Annotated in this window: 25 protein-coding genes; 9 read left to right on the forward strand and 16 right to left on the reverse strand. The window is 35.3% G+C overall.

Annotated elements, in window-relative coordinates; translation table 11 throughout:
- Window positions 1-77: 77 nt before the first annotated feature.
- Complete coding sequence (locus PT603_RS08145) at window positions 78-2,264, reverse strand: glutamine synthetase III family protein (RefSeq protein ID WP_008240191.1); 2,187 nt, start codon at window positions 2,262-2,264, stop codon at window positions 78-80.
- A gap of 217 nt (window positions 2,265-2,481) precedes the next feature.
- Window positions 2,482-3,420 carry a calcium/sodium antiporter gene (locus tag PT603_RS08150; RefSeq protein ID WP_008240199.1) on the reverse strand — a complete coding sequence of 313 codons (939 nt, stop codon included), beginning with the start codon at window positions 3,418-3,420 and terminating at the stop codon, window positions 2,482-2,484.
- A 252-nt stretch (window positions 3,421-3,672) separates the two neighbouring features.
- On the opposite strand from PT603_RS08150, the gene PT603_RS08155 reads away from it, so the two are divergent.
- Entirely contained in the window at window positions 3,673-3,864 is a 192-nt protein-coding gene (locus PT603_RS08155; protein ID WP_309258606.1) for a BlaI/MecI/CopY family transcriptional regulator, read from the forward strand.
- Between the two features lie 175 nt (window positions 3,865-4,039).
- On the opposite strand, the gene PT603_RS08160 is transcribed toward PT603_RS08155, so the two are convergent.
- The 4 genes from PT603_RS08160 to katG all read right to left on the reverse strand — a co-directional run bounded on the left by PT603_RS08160 (window position 4,040) and on the right by katG (window position 8,695).
- The gene (locus PT603_RS08160; protein ID WP_008240205.1) at window positions 4,040-4,552 is read right to left on the reverse strand and encodes an adenine phosphoribosyltransferase; all 513 of its coding nucleotides are present in this window, start codon (window positions 4,550-4,552) and stop codon (window positions 4,040-4,042) included.
- A 163-nt stretch (window positions 4,553-4,715) separates the two neighbouring features.
- Window positions 4,716-5,465, reverse strand: a complete 750-nt coding sequence (locus PT603_RS08165; RefSeq protein WP_008240207.1) for an SDR family NAD(P)-dependent oxidoreductase — start codon at window positions 5,463-5,465, stop codon at window positions 4,716-4,718.
- A gap of 22 nt (window positions 5,466-5,487) precedes the next feature.
- On the reverse strand, window positions 5,488-6,297 hold the full coding sequence (locus tag PT603_RS08170; RefSeq protein ID WP_008240208.1) for a universal stress protein: 810 nt from the start codon (window positions 6,295-6,297) through the stop codon (window positions 5,488-5,490).
- 187 nt (window positions 6,298-6,484) lie between these two features.
- Window positions 6,485-8,695, reverse strand: coding sequence for a catalase/peroxidase HPI (gene katG / locus PT603_RS08175; RefSeq protein ID WP_040488786.1), 2,211 nt, complete (start codon window positions 8,693-8,695; stop codon window positions 6,485-6,487).
- Between the two features lie 260 nt (window positions 8,696-8,955).
- Between katG and PT603_RS08180 the strand changes: the two genes are divergently transcribed.
- From PT603_RS08180 to PT603_RS08205, 6 genes are all read left to right on the forward strand, one after another.
- Window positions 8,956-9,507, forward strand: coding sequence for an RNA polymerase sigma factor (locus tag PT603_RS08180; protein WP_008240212.1), 552 nt, complete (start codon window positions 8,956-8,958; stop codon window positions 9,505-9,507).
- Between the two features lie 57 nt (window positions 9,508-9,564).
- Window positions 9,565-10,530, forward strand: coding sequence for a FecR family protein (locus PT603_RS08185; protein ID WP_008240213.1), 966 nt, complete (start codon window positions 9,565-9,567; stop codon window positions 10,528-10,530).
- 216 nt (window positions 10,531-10,746) lie between these two features.
- Window positions 10,747-14,043: a SusC/RagA family TonB-linked outer membrane protein gene (locus tag PT603_RS08190; protein WP_238531033.1), complete on the forward strand. Its 3,297-nt coding sequence runs from the start codon at window positions 10,747-10,749 to the stop codon at window positions 14,041-14,043.
- Between the two features lie 12 nt (window positions 14,044-14,055).
- Entirely contained in the window at window positions 14,056-15,441 is a 1,386-nt protein-coding gene (locus PT603_RS08195) for a RagB/SusD family nutrient uptake outer membrane protein (RefSeq protein WP_008240215.1), read from the forward strand.
- A 14-nt stretch (window positions 15,442-15,455) separates the two neighbouring features.
- The gene (locus tag PT603_RS08200; RefSeq protein ID WP_008240216.1) at window positions 15,456-16,394 is read left to right on the forward strand and encodes a glycerophosphodiester phosphodiesterase family protein; all 939 of its coding nucleotides are present in this window, start codon (window positions 15,456-15,458) and stop codon (window positions 16,392-16,394) included.
- Between the two features lie 63 nt (window positions 16,395-16,457).
- A complete protein-coding gene (locus PT603_RS08205; protein ID WP_008240217.1) occupies window positions 16,458-17,387 on the forward strand; it encodes a glycerophosphodiester phosphodiesterase family protein in 930 nt (309 codons plus the stop codon).
- A 114-nt stretch (window positions 17,388-17,501) separates the two neighbouring features.
- Here PT603_RS08205 and PT603_RS08210 read toward each other — a convergent pair whose 3' ends face one another.
- On the reverse strand, window positions 17,502-18,962 hold the full coding sequence (locus PT603_RS08210; protein WP_008240219.1) for an aminotransferase-like domain-containing protein: 1,461 nt from the start codon (window positions 18,960-18,962) through the stop codon (window positions 17,502-17,504).
- A 79-nt stretch (window positions 18,963-19,041) separates the two neighbouring features.
- Here PT603_RS08210 and PT603_RS08215 point away from each other — a divergent pair, with 79 nt between their 5' ends.
- Window positions 19,042-19,488 carry a GNAT family N-acetyltransferase gene (locus PT603_RS08215; protein WP_008240221.1) on the forward strand — a complete coding sequence of 149 codons (447 nt, stop codon included), beginning with the start codon at window positions 19,042-19,044 and terminating at the stop codon, window positions 19,486-19,488.
- A gap of 132 nt (window positions 19,489-19,620) precedes the next feature.
- Entirely contained in the window at window positions 19,621-20,361 is a 741-nt protein-coding gene (locus PT603_RS08220) for a YggS family pyridoxal phosphate-dependent enzyme (RefSeq protein ID WP_008240223.1), read from the forward strand.
- Between the two features lie 15 nt (window positions 20,362-20,376).
- On the opposite strand, the gene PT603_RS08225 is transcribed toward PT603_RS08220, so the two are convergent.
- The 9 genes from PT603_RS08225 to PT603_RS08265 form a co-directional block, all read right to left on the reverse strand.
- The gene (locus PT603_RS08225; protein WP_008240225.1) at window positions 20,377-21,213 is read right to left on the reverse strand and encodes a VOC family protein; all 837 of its coding nucleotides are present in this window, start codon (window positions 21,211-21,213) and stop codon (window positions 20,377-20,379) included.
- Between the two features lie 27 nt (window positions 21,214-21,240).
- Window positions 21,241-22,302 (reverse strand): DinB family protein, encoded by a 1,062-nt coding sequence (locus PT603_RS08230; RefSeq protein WP_008240226.1) that lies wholly within the window; start codon window positions 22,300-22,302, stop codon window positions 21,241-21,243.
- Between the two features lie 38 nt (window positions 22,303-22,340).
- Window positions 22,341-22,796, reverse strand: a complete 456-nt coding sequence (locus PT603_RS08235) for an SRPBCC family protein (protein WP_008240228.1) — start codon at window positions 22,794-22,796, stop codon at window positions 22,341-22,343.
- Between the two features lie 7 nt (window positions 22,797-22,803).
- Window positions 22,804-23,220: an SRPBCC family protein gene (locus PT603_RS08240; protein ID WP_008240230.1), complete on the reverse strand. Its 417-nt coding sequence runs from the start codon at window positions 23,218-23,220 to the stop codon at window positions 22,804-22,806.
- A 9-nt stretch (window positions 23,221-23,229) separates the two neighbouring features.
- On the reverse strand, window positions 23,230-23,625 hold the full coding sequence (locus tag PT603_RS08245; protein WP_008240231.1) for a DUF1801 domain-containing protein: 396 nt from the start codon (window positions 23,623-23,625) through the stop codon (window positions 23,230-23,232).
- Between the two features lie 103 nt (window positions 23,626-23,728).
- Window positions 23,729-24,148 (reverse strand): VOC family protein, encoded by a 420-nt coding sequence (locus tag PT603_RS08250; protein ID WP_008240232.1) that lies wholly within the window; start codon window positions 24,146-24,148, stop codon window positions 23,729-23,731.
- Between the two features lie 23 nt (window positions 24,149-24,171).
- Window positions 24,172-24,558, reverse strand: coding sequence for a VOC family protein (locus PT603_RS08255; RefSeq protein WP_008240233.1), 387 nt, complete (start codon window positions 24,556-24,558; stop codon window positions 24,172-24,174).
- A gap of 85 nt (window positions 24,559-24,643) precedes the next feature.
- A complete protein-coding gene (locus PT603_RS08260; protein WP_008240234.1) occupies window positions 24,644-25,216 on the reverse strand; it encodes a Crp/Fnr family transcriptional regulator in 573 nt (190 codons plus the stop codon).
- A gap of 52 nt (window positions 25,217-25,268) precedes the next feature.
- On the reverse strand, window positions 25,269-25,691 hold the full coding sequence (locus PT603_RS08265) for a DUF1801 domain-containing protein (protein ID WP_008240235.1): 423 nt from the start codon (window positions 25,689-25,691) through the stop codon (window positions 25,269-25,271).
- Window positions 25,692-25,781 lie beyond the last annotated feature (90 nt).

Here is a 25,781-nt window from a genome sequence, read left to right on the forward strand (position 1 = left end):
CGCCTACTAGAAATAATAAAAAGGTCCCGTAATTACGGGACCTTTTATCTTCATAAACGTATGCTTTCTAACTCTGATTAACGAGTAAACAGAAGCTCTCTATATTTGGTAAGTGGCCAACTGTCATCATCTACTAACAATTCCAACTTATCACAATGATATCGAATTTGATCAAAGTAGGGTTTTACCTTATCACAGTAGGCATCAGCCATTTTTTGAGCGTCAGTAAGCTTATTAGCCTTTTTACGCTCTTCAATCATGGCATTAACCTTACTATTAATTTCTGAAATATGATTAGAAATCTGTTCAATTAAATCCAATTGCTCTCCAGCTACCTTCTTGAAAGCTGCACCGTAAATTTCTTTCAATCCACGCACATTTTCAATAAGAGTATTTTGATACTTTATAGCTGTTGGAATTACATGATTTCGAGCAATGTCTCCAATAATCCTTCCTTCAATCTGAATGGACTTTGTATACTCTTCCAATTCTATTTCATGACGCGCATGAACTTCTACATTACTCATAACCCCCATTTCTTCATACAATGAAATGGTTTTTTTAGAAATCAAAGCTTTAAGTGCTTGAGGTGTCGTTTTATTGTTACTCAAACCACGCTTTTCGGCTTCTTTTTCCCAAGCATCACTATATCCATCACCTTCAAAACGAATTTTCTTAGAGGCTTTGATGTATTCACGTAAAACATTGAAAATAGCCTCATCCTTTTTTAAACCTTTTTTATCGATAAGCCCATCAACCTCTTTCTTAAAATCTTTAAGCTGTTTAGCCATAATTGTGTTAAGTATGGTCATTGGCTTTCCACAGTTTGCCTTTGATCCTACAGCTCTAAATTCGAATTTGTTCCCGGTAAATGCAAATGGAGAGGTACGGTTTCTATCTGTATTATCCAATAATACATCTGGAATCTTGCCTACCACATTCAATTTCAATTCCGTTTTCTCTTCAGGAGATAATTTTCCATTAGACACCCCTTCCAACTCATCTAATACTTTGGTCAATTGATCACCAATAAATACTGAAATGATTGCCGGAGGAGCCTCATTAGCACCTAAACGATGATCATTACTTGCCGATGCTACTGATGCTCTTAACAATTCTTCATTATCATGAACTGCTTTAATCGCATTTATAAAAAATGTAAGAAACTGTAAATTCTTCATAGGAGTACTTCCAGGAGCCAAAAGATTTACTCCGGTATCCGTACTTAATGACCAGTTATTATGCTTACCCGAACCATTTATTCCAGCAAATGGTTTTTCATGAAATAACACTACAAAATTATGACGATCAGCTATTTTAGTCATCACATCCATAAGTAATGAATTCTGGTCTACCGCCAAATTAGCTTCTTCAAAAATAGGAGCCAATTCAAATTGATTAGGAGCTACTTCATTGTGGCGTGTTTTTACCGGAATCCCTAAACGCATGCATTCCAATTCTAAATCTCGCATATAACTCATTACTCGACTTGGAATTGATCCAAAATAATGGTCATCTAATTGCTGACCTTTTGCAGGTGAATGTCCTAAAAGCGCACGACCTGCCAAAACAATATCGGGACGCGAAAACGCCAAGGCTTTATCAATCAAGAAATACTCTTGTTCCCAGCCCAGGGTCGCATTTACCTTGGTAACATTCTTATCAAAATACTTAGCAACTTCAGTTGCTGCATGATCCACAGCTTGTAGAGCTCTTAATAGAGGAGCTTTGTTATCAAGTGCTTCTCCTGTATAAGAAACAAATACAGTAGGAATACACAAAGTAGTTCCATAAATAAACGCTGGAGAGGTAGGATCCCAAGCCGTATATCCTCGCGCTTCAAAGGTATTGCGTATACCACCATTTGGAAAACTTGAAGCATCAGGTTCTTGTTGAACCAACTGTCCTCCTCCAAACTTCTCCATAGCCATTCCACCACCAATCGTCTCAAAAAAAGCATCATGCTTCTCTGCTGTGGAACCAGTCAATGGTTGAAACCAATGGCTATAATGAGTTGCGCCTTTAGATATTGCCCAATCTTTCATTGCCGCAGCCACTTGATCGGCCATTTTTCGGTCAATTTTGGTCCCATATTGTATAGCATCCATTACACTTTTAAATGCATCTTTGGTCATAAACTGACGCATGGAAGCTTCATTAAAAACGTTCTGACCAAAAAGCTCAGATCTCCTTCCTGCTTCCTCTACCACTACAGGTTTACGATTGAATGTCTCCTGTAATGCTTTAAATCGAATTGTTGACATATTGACTGGTTGTTTTGTGATTCGAGAGCAAAATTAAAAAATATTCACTTTATTTATTTACATACCCCCTATTTTTTTCAAAAAAAAATAAAAAACACAATAAAATCAAGGCACACCCCCTAAAAAATAGACTTCAATACAAATAAAATAGGATAATTCAGCACAATCCTAAAATAACCCTACAAAAAAACCGCTAATTAGCGGTTTTAAAAATTTATCAACTTATTGTCAAATAGACAAACACACTGTATGTCACAAGAAGTACAATTCCATCACGCCAATCTAATCGAAGAAACTTTGGTAAAAAAACAAGTGGCAAAACCATAAACGACACTATTAACATCCAAAAAATATCTCCAGTTAACAAGCCTTGATCCATCACTTTAATCGGCATAATCATAGAAGTAATTCCAAGTACCGCTAAAATATTAAACACATTAGATCCAATTAGGTTCCCAAGCGAAATTGCCTTTTCCTTTTTAAGCACAGCAATAACAGATGCTGCAAGTTCGGGTATACTTGTACCTACAGAAACTACAGTAATAGCAATTACCCTATCACTAACACCGAAAGACTCAGCCATCCCAACAGCTCCTTTAATGAGCATTTCTGATCCTCCCCAAAGTGCCACACCTCCAATTATAAGAAATAAAGCAACTTTATACAAAGGCAATGGCTCATCATCTTCCGGCATTTCATCTACTACAGCTGGCTTTTGAAAACGCAATAAATACACTAAAAACACCAATAAAAATGAAAACATAATAACGCCTTCATAACGTTGCAACTCCCCGTCAAAGTAAAGAAAGCCGAATAACATTAAAGAAGCTATCATCATTACAGGCCAATCTGTCCTATAAAAACTACGCTCAACCTGAATACTTCCAAAAATTACTGTAATTCCCAATATGAGCGCAATATTAGCAATGTTTGATCCGACCACATTTCCAAGAGCAATGTCCGGAAAACCATCAAGGGCCGACTTTACACTAACAATTAATTCCGGGGCAGATGTTGCAAAAGAAACTACAGTCATCCCTATCACAATTTTAGGAATATTGAGTTGCAACGACAAACCAACGGCCGATTTAAGCAACCAGTTACCACCAGCAACTAAAAGCACTAATCCAAGTACTACAAATAATAAATTTAGCATATAATCAAAAAAATTTGATGCGAAGATAGCAAAAAGAGCATGTCTAATAATATCTCTATCGATAGTTGTTTTCCTAAATTTTCATAAAAAAACTACAAACTTAGTTCCTTAACTGTTTTTATAGTTTCAAACTAAATAAATAGTTGTTCGTTTGAAAAACAAAATGCTCTCTATCATGGAAAAACTCACAAACAAATCAGAAGAAGTAATAAAGGCCCTTTAGCAACTTGAAATGGCTTTGTAAAAGATATTCTGAATGAATTTACTGAAGACAAACCTCATTACAATACCCTTTCCTCCATTGTAAGAAACTTGGAAGAAAAAGGTTCTGTTGCCCATGAAGCGTTTGGAAATACACTTAGATACTATCCTTTAATTTCAAAAGAGGAGTATCGAAAAAAGTTCGCTAATATTGCAATTATGGGCTACTATAATTATCAGTAGGTTTTATTATTTTCGCATTATGAAAAAAACATTCTTCTCCTTGCTTGCTTGGCTAAATAAAAAATTGCTCCCAAGCTTCTCTAAACAACAATTAGATATTGCAAAAGCCAAAAAATGGCAATTAGCTATAATTGGATGGCGAGCTTATGTTACTCTAAATGCATTAAGCTGACATTTAATAAGTCACTAAAGACCTTACATCATAACTTCGCAATTTATTTCTTCCATTAAGAAATCCCAATTCCATCAGAAAATTTAACTGAACGATTTCACCACCTAAGCGCTCTACTAACTTGCATACTGCTTCAGCTGTGCCACCAGTTGCCAATACATCGTCATGTATCAAAATTTTATCTCCAGGAGCTATGGCATCCGAATGCATTTCTAACGTATCAAAACCATATTCTAACTCATACTTCTCTTGAATTTTAGTATGTGGTAACTTATTAGGTTTTCTTACAGGTATAAATCCAGCATTAAGTTCCTGTGCTAGCAAAGTTGCAAAGAAAAATCCGCGACTTTCCATTCCTACAACTTTATCTATTTTCTGATCTTTTAACATCAAAATAAATTCCTTCACTACCTGTCTTGTCGCAGTTGGACTCAGAAGTAATGGCGTTATATCCTTAAATACAACTCCTTCTTTTGGAAAATCTTTAATATCTCTTATATATTGAGTAATGTCCATAAAAATTGGTTTAACGTAAATATACTAACCGGAACTCTATTCTACAATACTCAAGAATCAATGTGCTCATTTGAAATAAAAAGTGCTCAGAAAATTATTCATTTCTGTAGGGAATATTACTCAAATTAAAAAGACCTAAAACATCCACTTTGGGTATTACTTCTTATTGAGCAAGATACCCACCATCTATCGGAAAATACGCTCCATTAACAAAAGAAGACTGTGTAGAACTTAACCACAAAATTAATTCTGCAATTTCACTTGACTCTCCCAAACGACCAATTGGGTGCAATCCAACAAGCATATCTAAGGTATCCTTATCAAGAGAATCCATCACAAGTGGAGTTTTTATATATCCTGGTCCAATAGAGTTTATTCTAATTCCTTTATTCGCATATTCCAGTGCTGCCGCTTTGGTTAACCCCACCACTCCATGTTTAGACGCCACATAAGCTGGAGAAAATCGGGTACCAACTGCCCCAAGTATAGATGCAATATTTACAATAGCTCCTCCATTTTCTATCATGGCTGGAATTTGATATCTCAATCCATAAAAAACGCCTGATAAATTGATATCAATTACCTGTTGCCATCCATCTATAGGGTATTCACCTGTAGGAGCTAAAGGACCACCAATACCAGCATTGTTAATTGCAATATCAAGTCTGCCAAACACCTCAATAGTTTTATTCACAAGCATCTCATGGTCACTTGCCCTTGAAGTATCGGCCTTTATAAATAAAGCATCTGCACCCATACTTTTAATCTCATTAACCACTTGATGACCATGTGATTCATTAATATCTGAGACAACCACCTTTACACCATTTTGAGCTAATAAGAGTGCAGCAGCCCTTCCAATACCAGAACCTGCACCTGTAATAATAGCAACTTTGTGTTCAATCTTTTTCATGTTTCTGTAATTTATATTTCACTTATTCTAAAGACGGTATTGATAGTAATGGAATTTGTAATCCAGATGCCATCAGACGAGTTTTACTACGGTGAACAACGGCTTCCCAAAAACCTCTTTTTTGAGGCATCATGACTAAAAAATCTGCTTTAATTTCCTTTATCTCAGCTGCAATTGCAGCAATAACGTCCTGAGAACGTACATTTTTATAATAGTAATGAATACCTTCTAGATCCTCTTTAAATGGATCCACTTTCTCCTTCTGGAGATCTTCTACCACTTTGTCGACACTAAACACTTCGACCTCTCCTTGAAATGACGCTGCAAATTCTTTCAATCGCTGCAAAACATCTTGTGGGACTAAACTACTCATATCACAAGCGAAAAGCATTTTACGTGTATCTTTCCATTGGGCTACCTCAGGTACTGCTAATATGGGGATATTAATTTTCTTAATCATAGATGTTGTTGTATTCCCCATGAGGTCCTGTTCTAAACTTTTCCCTTTCATTCCCATAATCAACAATTTACCGTTATACTTTTCAATAGTTTCAGGGAGACTATCTTCAATATAGGTAACTGCGCATTCGGAGCTCACTTCAATACCATACTGCCTTCCTATTAATTTTCCTTGCTCTTCCAAACGATGACCATATTGTTGGAATAGGCTCTGGAAATACTCTGCAGAAAGCTGGGCATTCGCTGCATGAATTGGCCAACTATAAGCATGAAATAAAACTAATCTAGCAGAGGTATGCTTTGCCATAGCGGCAGCATACGCCACAGCGTTATCTGCTAATTTTGTAAAATCGGTTGCTACTATAATACTCATAATTTTTTTTGCTGAATAATTTTGTACTTAGGACATGGTCAAACTCTGATTAATTACAAAGTTATAATGTACCTGAATAATCAAGTGTGACTTTTATCATCGCTTAATTCATAAAAAATATGTATAGTAAGACCTATACTTCTAATTTTAACTAAAAAAGGGAACCAATTGGCTCCCTTTCATAATTTTAAAAACGATCTAAATTCATCACCTTATCCCAGGCTTTTATAAAGTCCTTTATAAATTTATCTTGTGAATCCTTAGTAGCGTAAACTTCTGCTATTGCCCGCAATTCCGAGTTAGATCCAAAAATGAGGTCTACTCTAGTGGCAGTCCATTGTAGAGTACCTGTTTTACGACTGTGTCCTTCAAAAACAGACTGACTATTTGTTGAAGATTTCCAAGTAGTACCCAAATCCAGTAAATTAATAAAGAAATCATTACTTAGAGTACCCTTTTTGGAGGTAAAAACACCATGTTTCGATTGATTATAATTGACATCTAGGACTCTTAAACCACCTATCAAAACAGTCATTTCTGGAACTGTTAAGGTTAACAACTGAGCTCTATCTATTAATAATTCTTCAGCTGAAACACTATACTCTTTTGCCATATAGTTACGGAAACCGTCCGCTATTGGCTCTAATACCGCAAAACTTTCTATGTCAGTGTCCTCTTGAGAGGCGTCAGTCCGTCCAGGTTTGAAAGGAACATCAATAACTTTTCCAGCGTTTTTAGCTGCTTGTTCAATTCCAACCACTCCGCCTAGCACTATTAAATCAGCCATAGAAACCTGCTTACCAGATGTTTGAGAACTGTTAAAGTTATGTTGAATTCCTTCAAGTATATCCAGTACTTTGTTTAATTTTTTTGGCTCATTTACCTTCCAACTACGTTGTGGTTCTAATCTGATCCTGGCTCCATTTGCCCCTCCTCTCATATCCGACCCTCTAAATGTTGAGGCAGAAGCCCAGGCTGTTGATACTAAATCAGACACTTCAAGTCCTGAAGCCGAAATTTTGGCCTTCAATTCTATTATGTCACTAGCATCAATAATAGAGTAATTTGCTGCTGGAATTGGATCTTGCCAAATTAGACTTTCTGAAGGCACCTCTTTTCCCAAGTAACGTGCCTTTGGCCCCATATCTCTATGTGTAAGTTTAAACCAAGCCTTGGCAAATGCATCAGCAAACTCATCCGGATTTTCATAAAAATGTTTTGAAATTTTGCTGTATTCTGGATCAAAACGTAGGGAAAGATCAGTGGTAAGCATAAAAGGTGCATGTCTCTTCTCTGGATTATGAGCATCTGGAACACTACCAAATCCTGCTTGTCCCTTAGGTTTCCATTGATGAGCTCCTGCCGGACTCTTTGTAAGTTCCCATTCATAATCGAATAGATTCTCAAAGAAATTATTACTCCATTTGGTAGGCGTTTTTGTCCAGGCCCCTTCTAGCCCACTAGAAATCGTGTACTCTCCATTTCCCGTACCAAAGTTATTTTTCCATCCTAAACTTTGCTCTTCAATTCCAGCCGCTGCAGGCTCCCTCTCAACATACTTGGCAGGATCAGCTGCTCCATGTGTTTTGCCAAAAGTATGGCCGCCTGCAATAAGAGCTACAGTTTCATAGTCATTCATTGCCATTCTCCCAAATGTCTCTCTGATATCCTTGGCAGCTGCAATAGGGTCTGGATTACCATTTGGTCCTTCTGGATTTACATAAATAAGTCCCATCTGCACAGCAGCCAATGGATTTTCTAATTCTCTATCACCTTCATATCGTTTATCCCCTAGCCATTCTGCCTCAGACCCCCAATAAATATCCTGTTCAGGCTCCCAAATATCTTCACGACCTCCTCCAAACCCAAAAGTTTTTAAACCCATGGATTCCAAAGCACAATTTCCTGCTAAAATCATCAAATCGGCCCATGAAATTTTATTACCATACTTTTGTTTAATTGGCCACAAAAGTAATCGAGCTTTATCCAAATTCACATTATCAGGCCAACTATTCAATGGTGCAAAACGTTGGCTTCCAGAGCCAGCTCCACCTCGACCATCTGCTATTCTATAAGTACCCGCACTATGCCATGCCATACGGATGAAAAACGGTCCATAATGACCATAATCCGCAGGCCACCAATCTTGAGAATCAGTCATTAACTCATAAAGGTCCTTTTTCACTGAATCTAAATCCAAACTTTTAAATGCCTCTGCATAGTTAAAATCTTTATCCATGGGGTCTGACAAAGAAGAGTGTTGTCTAAGAATTCCAAGGTTAAGCTGATTGGGCCACCAATCACGATTTGAAGTCCCACCTCCTGCTACCTGATTAATCGCCCCATTCATAAAAGGGCATTTACTAGCGTCACCTGACATGTGTTTACTGTTGTCCATATTGGTTTAATTTTTAATTTCTTTAGATGTACTAATTTAGCTAAAATAATTATCAGGAACATTCTTTTTAATAGATAAAATCTATAGTTAAATTTAAATATAATAACTAACCTATTCATTTTCAATACTCATAATAATTATTGACTCTGGTACTTCTTTTGACACTTTCCTTAACCTTTACATTTATTTAATACATGCCTATCATTTAAGACACCTCGAGCTTCTAATTTTGCTCCCACATCCAATAACCTATTTGTAGTGTGAATGTAATTGAGAGGATTGTACAGGGAGATCAAGTGGCATTTCGAACTTTCTATGACCACACTCATAAAAAGCTATTTGCATTTGCGCTTAAACATCTAACAGATTTTGAGTTAGTCGAAGAAATTGTACAGGAGTCTTATATAATTATTTGGAGCAAAAAACACACCATTACTCCATTATGGCCAGTTTTTGAATCTTACCTATTTACCTTTATTCGAAACAAATGTATTCTTGAATACAAACGTAAAATAGAAGAGGCCAAGGCGCTTCAAACCTATCAAGATGAAATTTCAATTGAAGAGGATCCCTCCACTGAATTTAACGACCACTACTCAATTGATCAATTACTTGGAGTATTACCAAAACAACAAAGGACCGTTATTGAACTCGTGAAAATTAAAGGGCTTTCATACAAAGAAGTTGCATTCCACTTAAATATCTCAGAGCGCACAGTGGAATCACATCTCAGAAAAGCCTTCGCAACGCTTCGTCTTGAAGCACATTCCCTACGCCTTACACAACTACTAACTTTGTTAATGTTTATTTAACATTGGGAAGTACGTAATAACTGGGAATTCCTACTCTTTATATAAAAAGAGGAACCTATGCCCAAACAGGAACGTATAACCTATTTACTAAGTAAATTATACAATGGAAATATTAACAGATCCGAATTGGATGAGCTTCAAATGTTCTTCAACAATAAAATCGAATCGGATTTATATTTTAACAATTCGTTAGACTCCATAAACCAAACCATTCCTCTTATAAAGGAAGAAACAAGTTCTTCCATGTGGAATACCATTGAACAGCACACAAAAATTAGAAAATTAAAAAACAGAAGAAATTTCCAATCCACAAAATGGATTGCAGCAGTTAGTATTCTAATTCTTGGAATTACAACACTCTTCTTTCAATTTCAACCTCCTACTTTTCATATAGCAGAAAATAACAGTAAACTGCCAAAAACGCTATACCTGCCTGATAGTAGCAAAATAATTTTAAGTGCCCATTCTAGTATTAAATACGCCAAGGATTTTAATAAAAACCGGAATGTTTCACTATTTGGAGAAGCATTTTTTGAGGTAAAAAAGGATACGATGCACCCCTTTATTATTAAAACAAACGAAATCACTACGAAGGTTCTTGGCACATCATTTAATGTTAAAACAACGGAATCATTTGTAAAGGTAGTGGTGAATACAGGTCTAGTTCAAGTAAACAGTTACACAAGCTCCTATATGCTCCACCCCAATGAAATGGCCACTTTTTCCAAAAACACAAAAAGTTTGGCAAAAGAAAACACACTCGCAGAAATTCATAACCTATGGAGAGAAAAAGAAATATTTCTTAAAGAAATAACTATAGAACAACTCGCAATCTTATTCGAACAATTGTATCAAAGGGATTTTGTATTTAAAGATGAATCAGTAAAAACTAAAAAGCTGTATTCATTACAAATTCTCAATAACGATCCCATAGATAAACTTATAAACCGCATTAACTATTTAAACGAAGTAGAACTTAAAATAAAAGACACCAATGAGTTAGAAGTAAAAACTAAAAACTAAAGGAGAGCCTGCTGGCACAGACTCTCCAAATAAGCATTGAAATTAAAAAAATCAACACCTAATTGTATTATGAAGCAACTAATAAAAATGCGATTTAGCATACTAAGTTTACTCTTAATTACGTGCAATATAAGCCACGTAATTGCAAAAAATCTAAATAACACCCAACTATCGTTGGAATTAAAACAGGCTACTTTGGTTACTATTTTTAATCAAATGGCAAAGTTAACACAATTTGAATTCACCTATGGTGACTATATTGCCCAAAGTAATGTGACATACGATGTTTCGTATAAAAATAAAAATATCGCCAGTATCCTAGATAATTTATCATCAAAGGCCAATTTTCAATATAAAATTGAAGGCAACTACGTACTAATAGGAAAAAACGGCAGTTTTAAATCAACAACTCCTCAACAACATTTAAAAGGAAAGGTAACGGATAGCCAAGGGCTTCCATTGCCAGGTGCGACAGTAACAATTAAGGGCACATCAGTTGGTGCTTCAACTGATTTTGACGGAAACTTTTCTATTGAAATACCTTCCAATCATGTCACTCTCCTTGTAAGCTATATTGGTTTCAAAACCAAAGAGATAAAACTCGAAAAAGAAGAATTTATAACCATTATACTGGATGAAGATACACAAACCCTAGATGAAGTAGTTGTAATTGGATATGGTGAACAATCGAGGGCAAAAGTTATTGGAGCAGTGGGCGAACTTAAAAGTGAGGAATTAAATAAAATAGCCTCTGTCTCTGTAGTCGAACAAATGGCAGGAAAAATAGCTGGAGTAGTTGTGAACCAATTTGATGGTCAACCTGGTGCTGAATCACAAATTGTAATCAGAGGTACGGGAACACTTACCGCAGGAACGAATCCTTTAATTGTAGTAGATGGATACCCCTTAACTGAAGGAAGTTCTTTAAGTTCAATTAATCCAAATGATATCTCTGAAATCAGTATTCTTAAAGATGCTGCCTCTTCAGCTATATATGGATCAAGAGCAGCCAATGGAGTATTATTAGTAACTACTAAAAAAGGTCGTAATGATGAAAAAACAGTAATCTCATTAGATAGTTATATTGGTATTCAAGAACAAAGCTCAAAGGTTGAATTGGTTGATGCATATCAATTGGCACAGTTTCTTACTGAAGCCAGAAACTGGGGATATGTTTCTAAAGATCCAACGAATCGTAGCGAAAATGACCCTAATTCAATTCGAGTAACCAAAAAAATAAACGGCAGAAATATTGATGGAAGGGAATTATTTCTAGATTATCTACAACCGTATTTGGATGGTCAAAAAGGTCTAATAAACACAGATTGGATGGAAGAAGCTTTCAGATCAGCCATCATGTACAACTATGATCTATCTATTTCGGGAGGCAACAAAAAAACTAAATACTATACTTCACTAGGCTATTTGGATCAAGAAGGAGTAGTTATTGGAACTGGATTAAAAAGATACTCAGCTAGTATCAATTTGGAATCACAATTATCTGATAAAATACGAATAGGAGTTAATGTCAAGCCCACCCTTACTAATCAATTTTCTTTTGATCAAAGTAGTCGAAGTTCCGGAGCCCTTGCACTTATTCCGTTAAATTTCCCATTTTATGCTCCTTATAAATCAGATGGCAGTCTAAACATTAGTGATCAGTTAATAAATGAGCAAAGAGAATTGGAAGGACTTCGTATTAATGGAACCCCTGTAGAGAATTTAGTAGCAACAGCAACCAAAGTAAAGGACCATAAAGACCGATTCAGAACCTTTGGCAACGCCTACTTAGATGCAGAGATTCTAAAAAATTTAAAATATAAATTCTCTATGGGAGGAGATTATGACAACTACACTCGTAATTACTACTATCCTTCCAGCGTAGGTTCCTATCGCACTCCAGCTCCTAGAAGCGATGCTGATGCTCAACAACAAAAGCAAAGTAGGTATAATTATCTTATTGAAAATACTTTGAATTATCGAATGAATTTAGCCAATCATTCCTTCAATTTTCTTGCTGGGCACACTTTCCAAAAGGAACGTATTAGCTATACTTCCATAACGGCAACCGGTTTTGCTGATGACAATATTCAAAGCATTGCAGGAGGTAGTTCATTTACTGCTAAACACCACCTAGATATTTGGACCATGGAATCTTACTTTTCAAGAGTACAATATGATTACGACGCCAAATATCTATTTTCAGCGGCAATAAGGGCTGATGGCTCTTCCCGATTTGGTAGTAATAATCGATGGGGATATTTTCCTTCAATTTCAGCGGGATGGGTATTTAGCAAAGAGAACTTTTTCCCGCTTAAGGAGGTAATCACCTTTGGAAAAATTGCTTCAAGTTGGGGACAAACAGGAAATAACCAAATTGGGAACTACAGCTCGCAAGCCCTGGTAACAGATTCAAACTATGTGTATGGAAATGTGTTAGCTCCTGGATATATTACAACTTCTGCACCAAACCCAGATTTGGGATGGGAGATAGCCTCTTCCCTCAACTTGGGAATTGACATTAGTTTATTTCACAAATTAAACCTCAGCGCGGCATATTACAAAACCAATACCCGTGACCTTTTACTTGATGTACCGGTACCACAACAAACTGGCTATAGTACCATACTAGCGAACATCGGAGAAATGGAAAATCAAGGAATGGAATTTCAATTATCTGGTAACAATTTTAACATTGGTCAAGTTTCTCTAGGGTTTAATGCGAACTTGACTTCTTATAAAAACAAAGTATTGGCCTTAGGTCCTGATCAAGAACAGATTGCTACAGGAACAGATCAAAATTTCGTAACAAAGGTTGGGCATTCGATTGCCGAAATCTATGGATATGATGTAGTTGGTATTTATAAAACCCAAGATGAAATAGACAACAGCCCACATTTACCAGGCACACTTACAGGAGATTATATTGTTAGGGACATTAATGGAGATGGTCTTATTGATACCGATGATAAAATCTCTAAAGGTTCCTATATGCCTGACTTAACTTATGGATTTGGGGTAAATATGGGTTATAAAGGCTTTTCGCTTAGTTTTGATTTCAATGGAGTGGCTGGGAGAACTCTGCTAGATGGTGATATGTCATCTTTAACCGAAGCGGGAGAAGGTTTCGCAGTTCCAACAACTTATTACTTTAATAACCGATACCATCCTATTAACAATCCCAATGGTTTTTTAGGACAACCTAATTTCGGAAACTTTTCTAACTCAAGGAAATTACTCCGCAGTTCCGTTGTTGTAACTGAAAATAATGGGGATTATCTCCGATTACGCAATGTCCGCTTGGGTTACAGCTTCTCTAATGAAATGCTAGAAAAACTTAAATTAACAAACCTTCAACTTTATATATCAGGAAACAACGTTTTTACAAAAACTAAATATAGAGGATGGAATCCTGATGGTACATCAGGTAACATTCTAACATCTGGTTTTAACAATGGATCCAATTATCCAATCGCTCGCACCTTGATAATGGGATTAAAAATAACCTACTAATAAATTAACGACATGAAACAAATCATATTTTCACTTCTTTTAGTCACCCTTGTATCCACTTCTTGTAGTAATCAACTTGAACAAGACCCTAATACGACCAAAGTGGCTGACAGTTTTTACTCTAATGAAACAGAACTTGAAGAAGCTATCAATGCAGTGTATGCTTCACTTCAATTTACTGGAAATTTTGACACAGCCATCCCAGCAATGGGAGAACTTCCGGGAGAGGATGCTTATGATGAAACACCAGCAAATGATGGTGGTGTTTACGGTCAATTAGATGACTTTAACGTTATTGCACAAAGCAGTCTTATCGCCAACATATGGAAAGATGCTTATAAAGGAATTCAAAGAGCCAATATTGTTCTAAATCGGATAACTGAGATTCCATATGAGAATGAGGCTACAAAAAACGCCCGTATTGGTGAAATGAAATTCATAAGAGCATTATATTATTTCAATCTTGTTAGAATATTTGGGGAAATTCCTCTAGTTACAGAAGAAGTTACCAATCCCCAGTCATACTTTGGACAAACGCGTAGTTCGATGAATGAAGTATATGAACAAATCACCTTTGATCTTCAAGATGCCATTCACCTATTGCCTGCAAGAAATGAATCAAATAAAATGCGGGTAGTTAAAACAGCTGCTCAAACCTTACTTGGAAAAGTGGCATTAACTTTAGGAAATTTACCTCTAGCTAAAGCTCATCTTACTGATGTAGTAAATTCTGGAGACCATGACCTTGTCCCTGTTCACCAGATATTTGCCACGGACAACGAACTCAATAAAGAAATTATTTTTGCAGTACAGTTCTCTTCAGGAATCAACTCTAATAGTGAAGGAACGGATGCCTATCGTATGTTTAATCCAACTGGAAGAGTGGTTGGCAACCTTACAGGCACAAAAGGACATGGGGTTTTAAAGGCTGATTTCTATACTCTTTATCAAGATTTAGATGCAAGAAAAAATGTTTATGTAGGTGCACTTGAATCAGGACTTGCATATAATAACAAAATTGCTGTCCCAGCCACTGTGATTGGAGATGCTGAAAGCGATTGGATTGTATTGCGGTATGCAGATGTACTGCTAATGCTTTCCGAAATTGAAAACGAACTAAATAACCCAAATCTTGCTCTGGAATATTTAAACGATATTCGTCTACGTGCGGGAATAGGCAACTATGAAGGATCCACAGACAAGGAATCATTATTTAATGAAATTGATCTTCAAAGAAGATTAGAATTAGTTTGGGAAGGTCATCGTTGGTTTGATTTATTAAGACAAGGCAGAGCGATGAGCGTATTGGGTATTACAGACCCCAACAAATTATTAATGCCATTACCTGCTAGTCAAATTGCCGCAGATCCAGCCCTTGAACAAAATCCTGGTTATTAATAAACCTTTTTCTTATGAAACAATTTTTATTAAATATAGTTGTTCTAACTTCCTTCTTAGTTAGTTGCAAGAATAAAGATATAGCAGTCAATTACACTTCAATTGAAGATAAAAGGAGTACTCGAATTGAACAACTAATCCAACACCTCCAAAATCCAAATGAAAAACACATTATGGTGGTGGCTCACAGAGCAGATTGGAGAAACGCTCCAGAGAATTCAATACAAGCCATACAGAGCTGTATAGATATGGGAGTAGATATGGTTGAAATTGACGTTCAACAAACTAAAGACGGACATTTAGTCCTAATGCATGACAAAACTATTGATCGCACAACTACTGGAAAAGGAATGGTTAGTGATTGGACATTGGATAGTTTAAAAACACTAAGATTGAAAGACGGGTTGGGAATACCAACTCAAAATCAAATACCTACATTGGAGGAAGCTTTATTAGTATGTAAAAATAAAATTTTAGTCAATCTAGATAAGAGTTACCCCATTTTTGACAAATGTTTTGAAATTGCTCAACGTACAGAAACACTCGATCATATTATTATTAAGGGAGTAAAAACAAAAAATGAGGTTCAAGATCAATTTGGAAAATACTTGGACAAGGTGCATTTTATGCCAATTGTTAGACTCTCGGATGCTAACTCAAGACAGGTTATTAATGAGTATCTTAATGAACAAAAACCACCTATAGCTTTTGAATTTACAGTTCCTCAAGACACAATTTCCTTAATTAAGGATTTTGGACATATACGATCTAAAGGCTCAAGTATTTGGGTAAATTCTTTATGGCCCCAACATAATGGAGGTCATGACGATGAAAAAGCGTATTTAGACCCTTCGATCTATGAGTGGTTTATACGCAACAATGTCAATATGATACAAACAGACAGACCCCAACTTTTGTTAGAGTATTTACGCAAACGAGGTTACCATAATTAAAGTATTCAATTTAAAGCGTAACAGTTCATGTTACGCTTTAACACACTTAAAATCAACAAAAAAATGAAGAAAAAAACAGTATTATTTTCTTTTGTCACTATAATTTTTCTAAGTCTTTTATCCGCACAGAAATCCCCCTTACAACAAAAAAAGACAGACCAAATTCTTTATCAAATAAAGAATCCTTCTAAGAATACTATTTTAGTAGTTTCACATAGAGGTGATTGGCGATATGCACCTGAAAACAGTCTCCTAGCAATACAACGTTGTATCGATTTAGGTGTTGATATTGTAGAAATTGATGTTCAACTTACAAAAGATGGTCATTTGGTTGCCATGCATGACAAGACTGTTGATCGCACTACTAATGGTAAAGGATATGTCAGCGAGATGACGCTTTCTGAAATAAAAGAATTAAGATTAAAAAATGCCTGCGGTGTTCGAGGATCAAAACAACAGGTACCAACCTTAAAAGAGATTATGCTTTTGACCAAGAATAAAATTATGGTGAATCTAGACAAGGTTGAAGGAATAACTGTAAAAGAGGCTTATGAAATTTTAAAAGAAACTGGCACCTTACAACAAGTCATTTTTAAGGGAAGGGAGTCAGTAGACTTTATGATGAATAAATATGGAGGTATTATGAAGGAAATTATATACATGCCTATTATTATAGATAATGTAACGGATGCCTCATACTATGTAGACACCTACAACAAAGCCTTAAATCCTGTAATGTATGAAGTCACTTTCACAGATGTAGACACCGACAATTTCAAACAAATCAAGCGTCTTAATAGCAAGGGAATTTCAGTATTAACTATTCCATTATGGGATTCACTGGTTGCTGGAAGAACAGACGAACTTGCTCTTATTGAAGGTCCAGATGCAGCTTGGGGATGGCTCATAAAACAAGGTACAAATGCCATAATGACCGATAGACCAGAGGAATTATTAGACTATCTTAAAAGTAAAGGACTTCGAAATTTCTAGTCCATCTTTTGTTTTTTTAGTTCAGAAAAGAGTCCGATTTAGTATTGGGCTTGATTCTTTAGTTTTGCAAAAAAACCGCTCTTATGGGGCGGTTTTATTCCTTGAAAACAGCACCTACTTATTGTCCAATGTTTGAAATTTCATTTCAATAGCAACTACTGAAGCCTCCAATTCATCCTTATTCATTGAGGCAAATCCAAATCGAAATGCATTTTGTTCTTCAAATATTTTTGGTAATTGAACTCGTGGAATTTCTTGAAGTAAACCTACCGAATATTGAGGTTTAATTTGCACCCAAATAGCCATGCCTCCCGTTGGTAATTTATAATCAATGTATTTAGCTAACCTACTCTTAAGTAGTACATCTAAATAGTCTCTACGGCTTTGATAAATTTTCTTAGCCTTTTTCACATGTCTTTTTAACTCCCCATTATTGATCAGAGTGGCAAGAGAATTTTGCATATATCCATCCCCCCCTACATCTATTAGTTTTCTTAATGCAATACATTGATTTATAAAATTTGTGGATGCAATCATAAAACCTATCCGTAATGAAGGGTCCAATATTTTAGAAAAAGACCCTATATACAATACATTTCCACAATGATTGGCGCTTGCCAAAGGTAAATATGGTGATGAAGAATAGTGATAATCATAGTCATAATCATCTTCAATAATAGCAAATGAAAACTCTTTAGACAACTCCAAAAGCTTTATTCTGCGTTCCACACTTAAGGTCGCTGTAGTTGGATAATGATGATGAGGAATTACATAAACGGCTGTTATTTCATACTTCCTGCAGTGTTCTTCAACTTCATTGATATCTAATCCATTTTCGTCCACCTTAACTTCAATTAGAGAAGCCCCCGTCTCCAAAAAAGTTGCATTGGCAGCTTTATAATTTGGATTTCCAACAATGATAGTGGATCCTTCATTCAAAAGCAATTGCGAAGCCAGATATATGCTCATCTGCGCTCCATGAGTAATTACAATATTTTGTTCAGTAATATTTAATCCCCTTGTTTCTGCCAAATACTGAACCAATTCTTTTCTCAATGGAATAGTTCCCTGCTCTATCCCTATATGAGCATTTCTAATGGCATACTTTCTCCCCGTAGAAGAACGGAAATTCTTCAACAATTCATCAATAGGTGATAATCGAACATCAGGATAGCCGTCATCAATTATTAATTCTAGAAAGCTGCCATTTTTCAATCCTAACAAATTCTCTGATGCTATTCGTTTAAAAGGAAGATCAAAAGAGTTTTTATAAGGGGTTTCATTAGTTCCTACTTTCCACCCTTGTGGTTTTAATTGTGGTATTTGATCTGATACATACACATGTTTTCTAGGAATGATAACAATCCAGTCTTGGGAATAAAGTTCTTCATAGGCAGCAATGACAGTCTTTCGATGCACTCCTAACTTCTGAGACAAATCACGACTTCCAGGCAGCTTCATACTAGCCTTCAGTATCCCAGTTTGTATAGCATTAATAATTGAAAAAGCTATTTGCTTATAAACAGGTATATTACTTTTTCTATCTAAAATGACAATATGTTCAAACGGAAGCATTCTGGACTACTTAATGAGTTAAATCTGGAACACAAAGGTAGTCCTAATGTTTTCTAGTTTTGCTTAAAAATTTTACAAAATGTGTTACACTATCAAAAAAGCAAGTCTAGAAGATCTGGATGAAACTGCCGAACTTTTTGATCTTTACCGTATTTTTTATCGTCAAAAATCTGATTTAGAAAAGGGGAAAGAATTTCTAAAAGAAAGAATACTAAATGGTGAATCAGATATATTTCTTGCAGAAATAGACAATAAAGCAGTTGGCTTTGTCCAGCTATATAAATTATTCCACTACACCAAGCTCCAAAAACAGTGGTTACTAAGTGACTTATTTGTTCATCCCGACTTTAGAGGTAGAGGAATATCTATTGGCTTAATTAATGAAAGTAAAAATTGGTGTGAGTTAACTGGTGCCTGTGGTTTAATGCTTGAAACTGAAAAAACGAATACCATTGGAAATACCTTATATCCAAGATGTGGTTTTAGTTATGATGGTACGCATAATTATTACCACTGGTGGAGATAATAGTAAGAGGCTATCAAATTTAAGAAGGACTTTACAATAGGTCGGATGGCTGAGTGGATAGGCTAAGGCATGCAATACCTTATAGAATGGTTCAATTCCATTTCCGACCTCATTTAATTGTACTTAAAGCTTATGACAAAAAACGAGACAATTATTAGTAACCTTCAAGACACCCTTGAGAGAATTAAAAAAGTGTGTGCTACTATAGGTAGAAACCCAGAAGAAATTAAACTCCTACTAGCCACAAAAACAGTACCTGCTGAATATATTCAAACAGCCATACAAAGTGGGCAATTGCTAATTGCGGAAAATAAAGTGCAGGAACTTAAAGAAAAATATGACCACTTAAAAAACATCTACCATATTAATCACTTTATAGGTCACCTTCAAACCAATAAAATAAAAGACATTTTACGATATGATGTTAGTTGCATTCAATCTCTTGACCGGTTAGATTTGGCTAAAAAACTTCAGCAAAGATTATTGTTTGAGAACAAAACAATGGAAGTACTTATACAGGTAAACACTTCTAATGAGGAAAGCAAATTTGGTGTACGACCTGCAATGGTCACAGAACTAGTTCAAGAGGTAGCACACCTTGATAGATTAAAAATTAAAGGATTAATGACCATTGGGTTGTTTAGTGCTGAGCCAGAAAAAGTGCGAGGATGTTTTAGATTATTAAAAACTATTCAACAAGAAATTAATGCACTTCAAATTCCAAATGTGAATTTAAAAGAACTTTCAATGGGTATGAGTAATGATTTAGAAATTGCCATTGAAGAAGGAGCCACAATAGTTAGAGTTGGAACAGCCATTTTTGGTAAAAGAATATATCCAGATAGCTACTATTGGAATGAGCATGGCAGATAATTATGCCTTTTATAGTTATGAATTAGAGACTGCTTTTTGCAAAGCTGCAATATCAAATTTACCCATACTCATCATACATGAGCTTGCACTTGAATTTGTGGCTGGATCCTTCATTAAATCTTTTAAAATACTGGGGATAATTTGCCACCAGACTCCGTACCTATCTCTAACCCAACCACATTTACTTTCCTTTCCTTCCTTAGAAAAGGCATTCCAATAGGTATCTATTTCAAATTGAGTCTCACATTCTATAACAAACGAATTTCCTTCAGTAAAATCAAAATCATGCTTTTCTTCTCCGCCACTCATGGCATTAAATATATAATGATCCAATTTAAATTGGGCAAATATAAGAGGTTGTCCACTACTAGGATATTCCATCAACTTAGTGCTATTAGAGAAAATGGTTGTATAAAAATCTACAGCCTCAGCCACTCTTGATTGTTTCTCATTCGTAAATAAAAAGGCAGGTACAATGCTTTGCACATTATTTATAGCATCTATATCTAATTGCCAACTCACACCATATTTATCTTCAACCCAGGCATATTTAACACTCCAATCATAGGTATCTAAAGGCATTAGTACTTTCCCCCCCACTCTAAGGCTTTCATATAAATTTAAAATTTTCTTTTCATCATTCCCACAATAAACAAAATATGAAACAGCAGGTGAAGGACTATATCTATCTCCTCCATTTAACCCCATAAACTTAACTCCATAAATTTGAAATGTTACTACACGCTCATTTGTATCAATGAACTGAACATCTCCAAAAACATCCTTGTAAAACAAGACTGCTTCTTTGGCTGTATTATTAAACCATATACAAGGATAAATTGAACTATTCATCTTTTAATATTTAAAACCTATTTGACTTTAATTTTGCGGAAAATTAACGTCGGCCTTTACTTCCTCTATTTGCAACATATGACGAACTGTGTGTCCTGGAATAAACAAAGCGAACTGATAAGCATCTACTGCTCCAAAGGGAGCATCCAAAATTCGATTTCTTAACTGCTCTTCTGTAAATGTATTCAGATAGGAAATAATCTCATCATTCTTATTTTTTAGTTGATTTAATCGGCCCCTCACATCTATAGCAGTTGTTGAAGGCTGCATTGCTTCCGGAGCTTGTGCCTTTTTCTCTCTATTGGACATTGCACTTTTAATATCTTCATCCTTCATTTTCAACTCTGCTTTACGCTCAGGATTTTCTTCCGCATTTAAAGCCTTCTTCTCATACTCAAATAGTTCAGGAGCCGTAATTGCCAAATGTTCCACACATTGAGCTATGGACCACCTATCTTTATGAGGCTTAAAATTAAGCTGAGATTCACTAAGTCCTGCTATAGACTTTAATAGATTTTCGTATGTTTCTCTATAATATCCAGCCAATTCTTGCATACTTGTTTTAGGACTTTTTTGAGCCTCTACTGCCTTTTTAAGGTTCTGAGTTCCTATTACAAAATCTTTATTCATATCCATAAAAAGTCCCATAAGATTCCATGGATAAGGAGACTTACCAATTACTCCCCAAGTTACCTCAGTTTGGCTTGGGCCTAGTTCCTTTAAATGAAAATACCCTTTGGCAGGTGGGCCAAAACCAAAATCTAAAGAAGAAATAACAGAATCATTAGCAGTTAGGGAAGTTATTGTTTGAGAACCATTTCCTACTACATCACTTACCCATTTAAAGGTATAACCCGAAGTGCCGTCTATGCCCTCTGAGGAGGTTTTCATGTTTGGATCCATCTGAAACCAAACACCAAAATTTTCTTGATTATCGAGATATTTCACATAATCATAAACTTCTTGAACGGGCTTATTAATCTTTACCGTATTTTCTCCTTTAAATTCATTAGAAACAAACAATGCCATAATCAAAGGAATCGCTATAATAACTAGCAATACAATTAAAATTTTTTTAAGGATTTTCATAATGATAATTTTTAAAATCTTGATCAATTAAACGATGCTTATTCACATATTTCCTTAAGTTTTTCCAAGGCATTAGGATAGGTATTATTAAAATAATCGGCATACTCGTCTACTACATCTATTTCAACTAACACTGTAGTTACGCCATCCTTTTCTGAAAATGTATAATTCTCGTGACCTCCCACCCAACTATCTACCTTCTCGCCTGAGATAATCTCCTTGGTTCCTTCTAAAATACCATATGGTCGAATAGAGATAAACTTATTAGGAATATGTTCTTCAATTTCAGCTATCATCCCTCCTCTGTTACCATGCTCATCACTTCCAACAAAATAAATTTTTCCTCCCTTATTCCAACTACCTTCAAAGGTTGAGCTAGGGTTAAAAAGTGCTGTCCATGCTTCATATGTACTTTTATCTTCCAGACCCAACATGACAGTAAATACCTTCTCAACTGGTGCATTTATATGGATACTATACTGCTTCTTCTTCATGGCATCATTAATTTGTTTCAGTATAACTTTTAAAATTATTTAGAATTGCCTGCCACCCTGCTTTTTGCATATCCAATGGGTTCTGGTCTTCAGCCTCAAAAGATGTGGTAACTTTTATTCCTCCATCTTCAACCGAAAACAACGTGATTACTTTTCTGCCATCCTCAAGAGTATAGCTCAGTTTATCATGAAGTGAAACAACATCATAAATTGCCGTAAAATCAAATCCAAAACTTCCATCTTTAGCTTCCATCCTTGCAAAGTAAGTACCTCCTTCCCTAAGGTCATTGCTAGCTTCCGGACAATGCCAATCATAAGAAGCAAAATTCCAATTGACAATATGCTTTGGCTCAGTATAAAAATTCCACACTTTTTCCATAGAATTGATAATGTGAGCATCTATCGTTATTATTTTATTTCCCATTTTTAAACTCTAATTTAAGCGTTCTAATTTTCCTTTTCTTTTTATGAGATTTTTATAATCCCATTGAATATCGACTGCTTTTTCCAACCATCGTTGAACGTCAGAGTGTACAATTTCATCCTCTGATTCATAAAAAACAGAAGCGTCTTTATACTTATCACCTCGTACATTCAATGTTATCTCATCAAAATCAGCACCACTCCAAAACATCAATCGGATCCCCTTCTTTTGTTTACTAAAACCAACAATTGGATTCCCGTCTATAAACCAAACGGGATGCCCATGCCACACCTTTCTTTCCGTATATGTCAAATGCTCATCTATTAGAACTATTAATTGATTGCAAAGCGTTTTGTGAGAATCCTTTTCTAAGCCATCGATATAATTAAAAAATACATCAGCCATAAAAATGTCTTTTAAAATCACAAGCCGAGACAAATACTATTCGTTTCTTTGATTGATAATGTATTCCCGAAATTACTATTTGAAAAGGCCTGTGATATTTCTTTTATTTAGCTGATGGAAAATTAATCATCCAGCAGACTCCAAATTTATCTACGAACGAGCCAAAATAATCTCCCCAAAACATATCAGCCATTGGCATTTCAATAGTTCCCCCTTCCGAAAGACCATTAAACAACGTATCTGCTTCTTCTCGGGAATCTGGGGTAATAGAAATATAGTTGTTATTACCTTGATTTAAAACATGTCCTTGGCTCGATATACAATCTGAAGCCATAAGATGTTGACTGTTTCCTATAGAGATAGCTACGTGCATAGCTCTATTTTTTTCCTCCTCAGATAGATTTTCAGTTCCTGGAGATTGACCCATTTTTTGTATGAAAAAATTTCCACCAAAAACACTGTGATAAAATCGGAACGCTTCTTCAGCATTACCATCAAAATTAAGATAAGGATTAAGTGTCATATATATTACTTTACAAATTATTCCTACTCCATGGAGTGAAGCCCAAACGTATTGCCTTCTGAATCGATACAAATACTGCAAAAACCATGTTCACCGATACTCATTTTCGACGTTACAATTTTTCCACCCGCCTTTTCAACTCGACCTTCTTCTTCACTACAATTAATACACGGAAAATATACAATAGTACTAGGACATGATTTTGTATTTACACTAGCACCTTTTACCTGTACTAAAGCACCACTGACGTCTTGCATATTTTCAGGCGAAGAAAAAGCAGCCATTATTACATCATCATCTATTGCTGGCATATGATAAAACTCTACCCCTAATACAGAAGAATAAAATTTCTTAGCTCTTTCTATATCTTCAGTATAGATTTCAAACCAACATATCACACTAGTATTCATAACATCAGTATAATTAACTAAATATGTTTACCAAATGTCGCTGTGAACAATCAAAAAAGACTTGTCTTATGACAAGAAATATATTTTAAGAAATTTCTTTACGAATTCTACTAAAGGATGAATCCGTAATTCCAAGATAAGTAGCAATATTCTTCAGTGGTGCTTGTAAAACAACCTCCGGCTTTTCCTTAATCAATTGAAGATATCGCTCTTTAGCTGAAATTGTAACAATCTCAAGAGATCGTTGTTTAAAATGAAACAAACTATTAGTCATCCACAACCTTCCCCATTCAGAAAATCCACTTATAGAATGAAAAAGTTCCTGAAATATCTCAAAATCTATTTGCCAACACTCACAATCAGTTAAGGCTTGAATATTTTCTGAAGTCGGAATCCTTTTAAATAACGAAAGAACATCTATAATAATTTCATGATTACAAAAAAAATCTGTAGTGATGTCATTTCCTTTATAATCATAGGCAAAGGAGCGCATCAAACCACTTTCCATAATCATATAATTAGATGAAATAGTTCCTTGTTTTAGTATATAATCTCCTTTTTTAAAAGATACTTTATGATGAGCAGCAATAATTCTCATCAGTTCATCGTGACTAATTAATGGATGTCTATATACTTGAGATAATAGTTCTTTTTTCATTTTAGAGGAATGATTTTCAAAGAAATCGAGGTACAGTTAATTTATTTGAAGATTAAGAATATTTAGATTGTAAGAAAGTAATTGTTGACTGCATTAGTTTACAAAGGACCTCAGGATTAATATCTGCTAATTTTTTAATATAAATACAGGCTTTACCCATGGAGTATTTTCCCAAATCTGCAAGCAAATCTTCTTGACCTTCACAACCTGAATACACATAAAGTGAAATAGCCGCCTTTCTAGGAGAAAATCCAATGAGCATCCAATTTCCTTCTTGCCTACTTCGTTCAGATTTATAATAATAACTCCCAAATCCTACAATAGAAGCTCCCCACATTTTAGGCGGATATCCAGAGACGGATGTCATGATTCTAATGAGTTCAAGACTATCATTGCGTCTCTGATCAGTTTGGGCAAACGTATTGATAAATTCATTGACATCAGCATCTGTTTGAGTAGTTTTGAGAACAGCCATTACTTTTGATTTGTGTAAAAAAAACTTTTACTATCATACTTCAATTATCTAATATAGAGAAAAATGATCTATTTTTTTTAAGCTAAATCG

Origin of the sequence: Imtechella halotolerans, from assembly GCF_028743515.2 — a bacterium.
GTDB lineage: Bacteria > Bacteroidota > Bacteroidia > Flavobacteriales > Flavobacteriaceae > Imtechella > Imtechella halotolerans.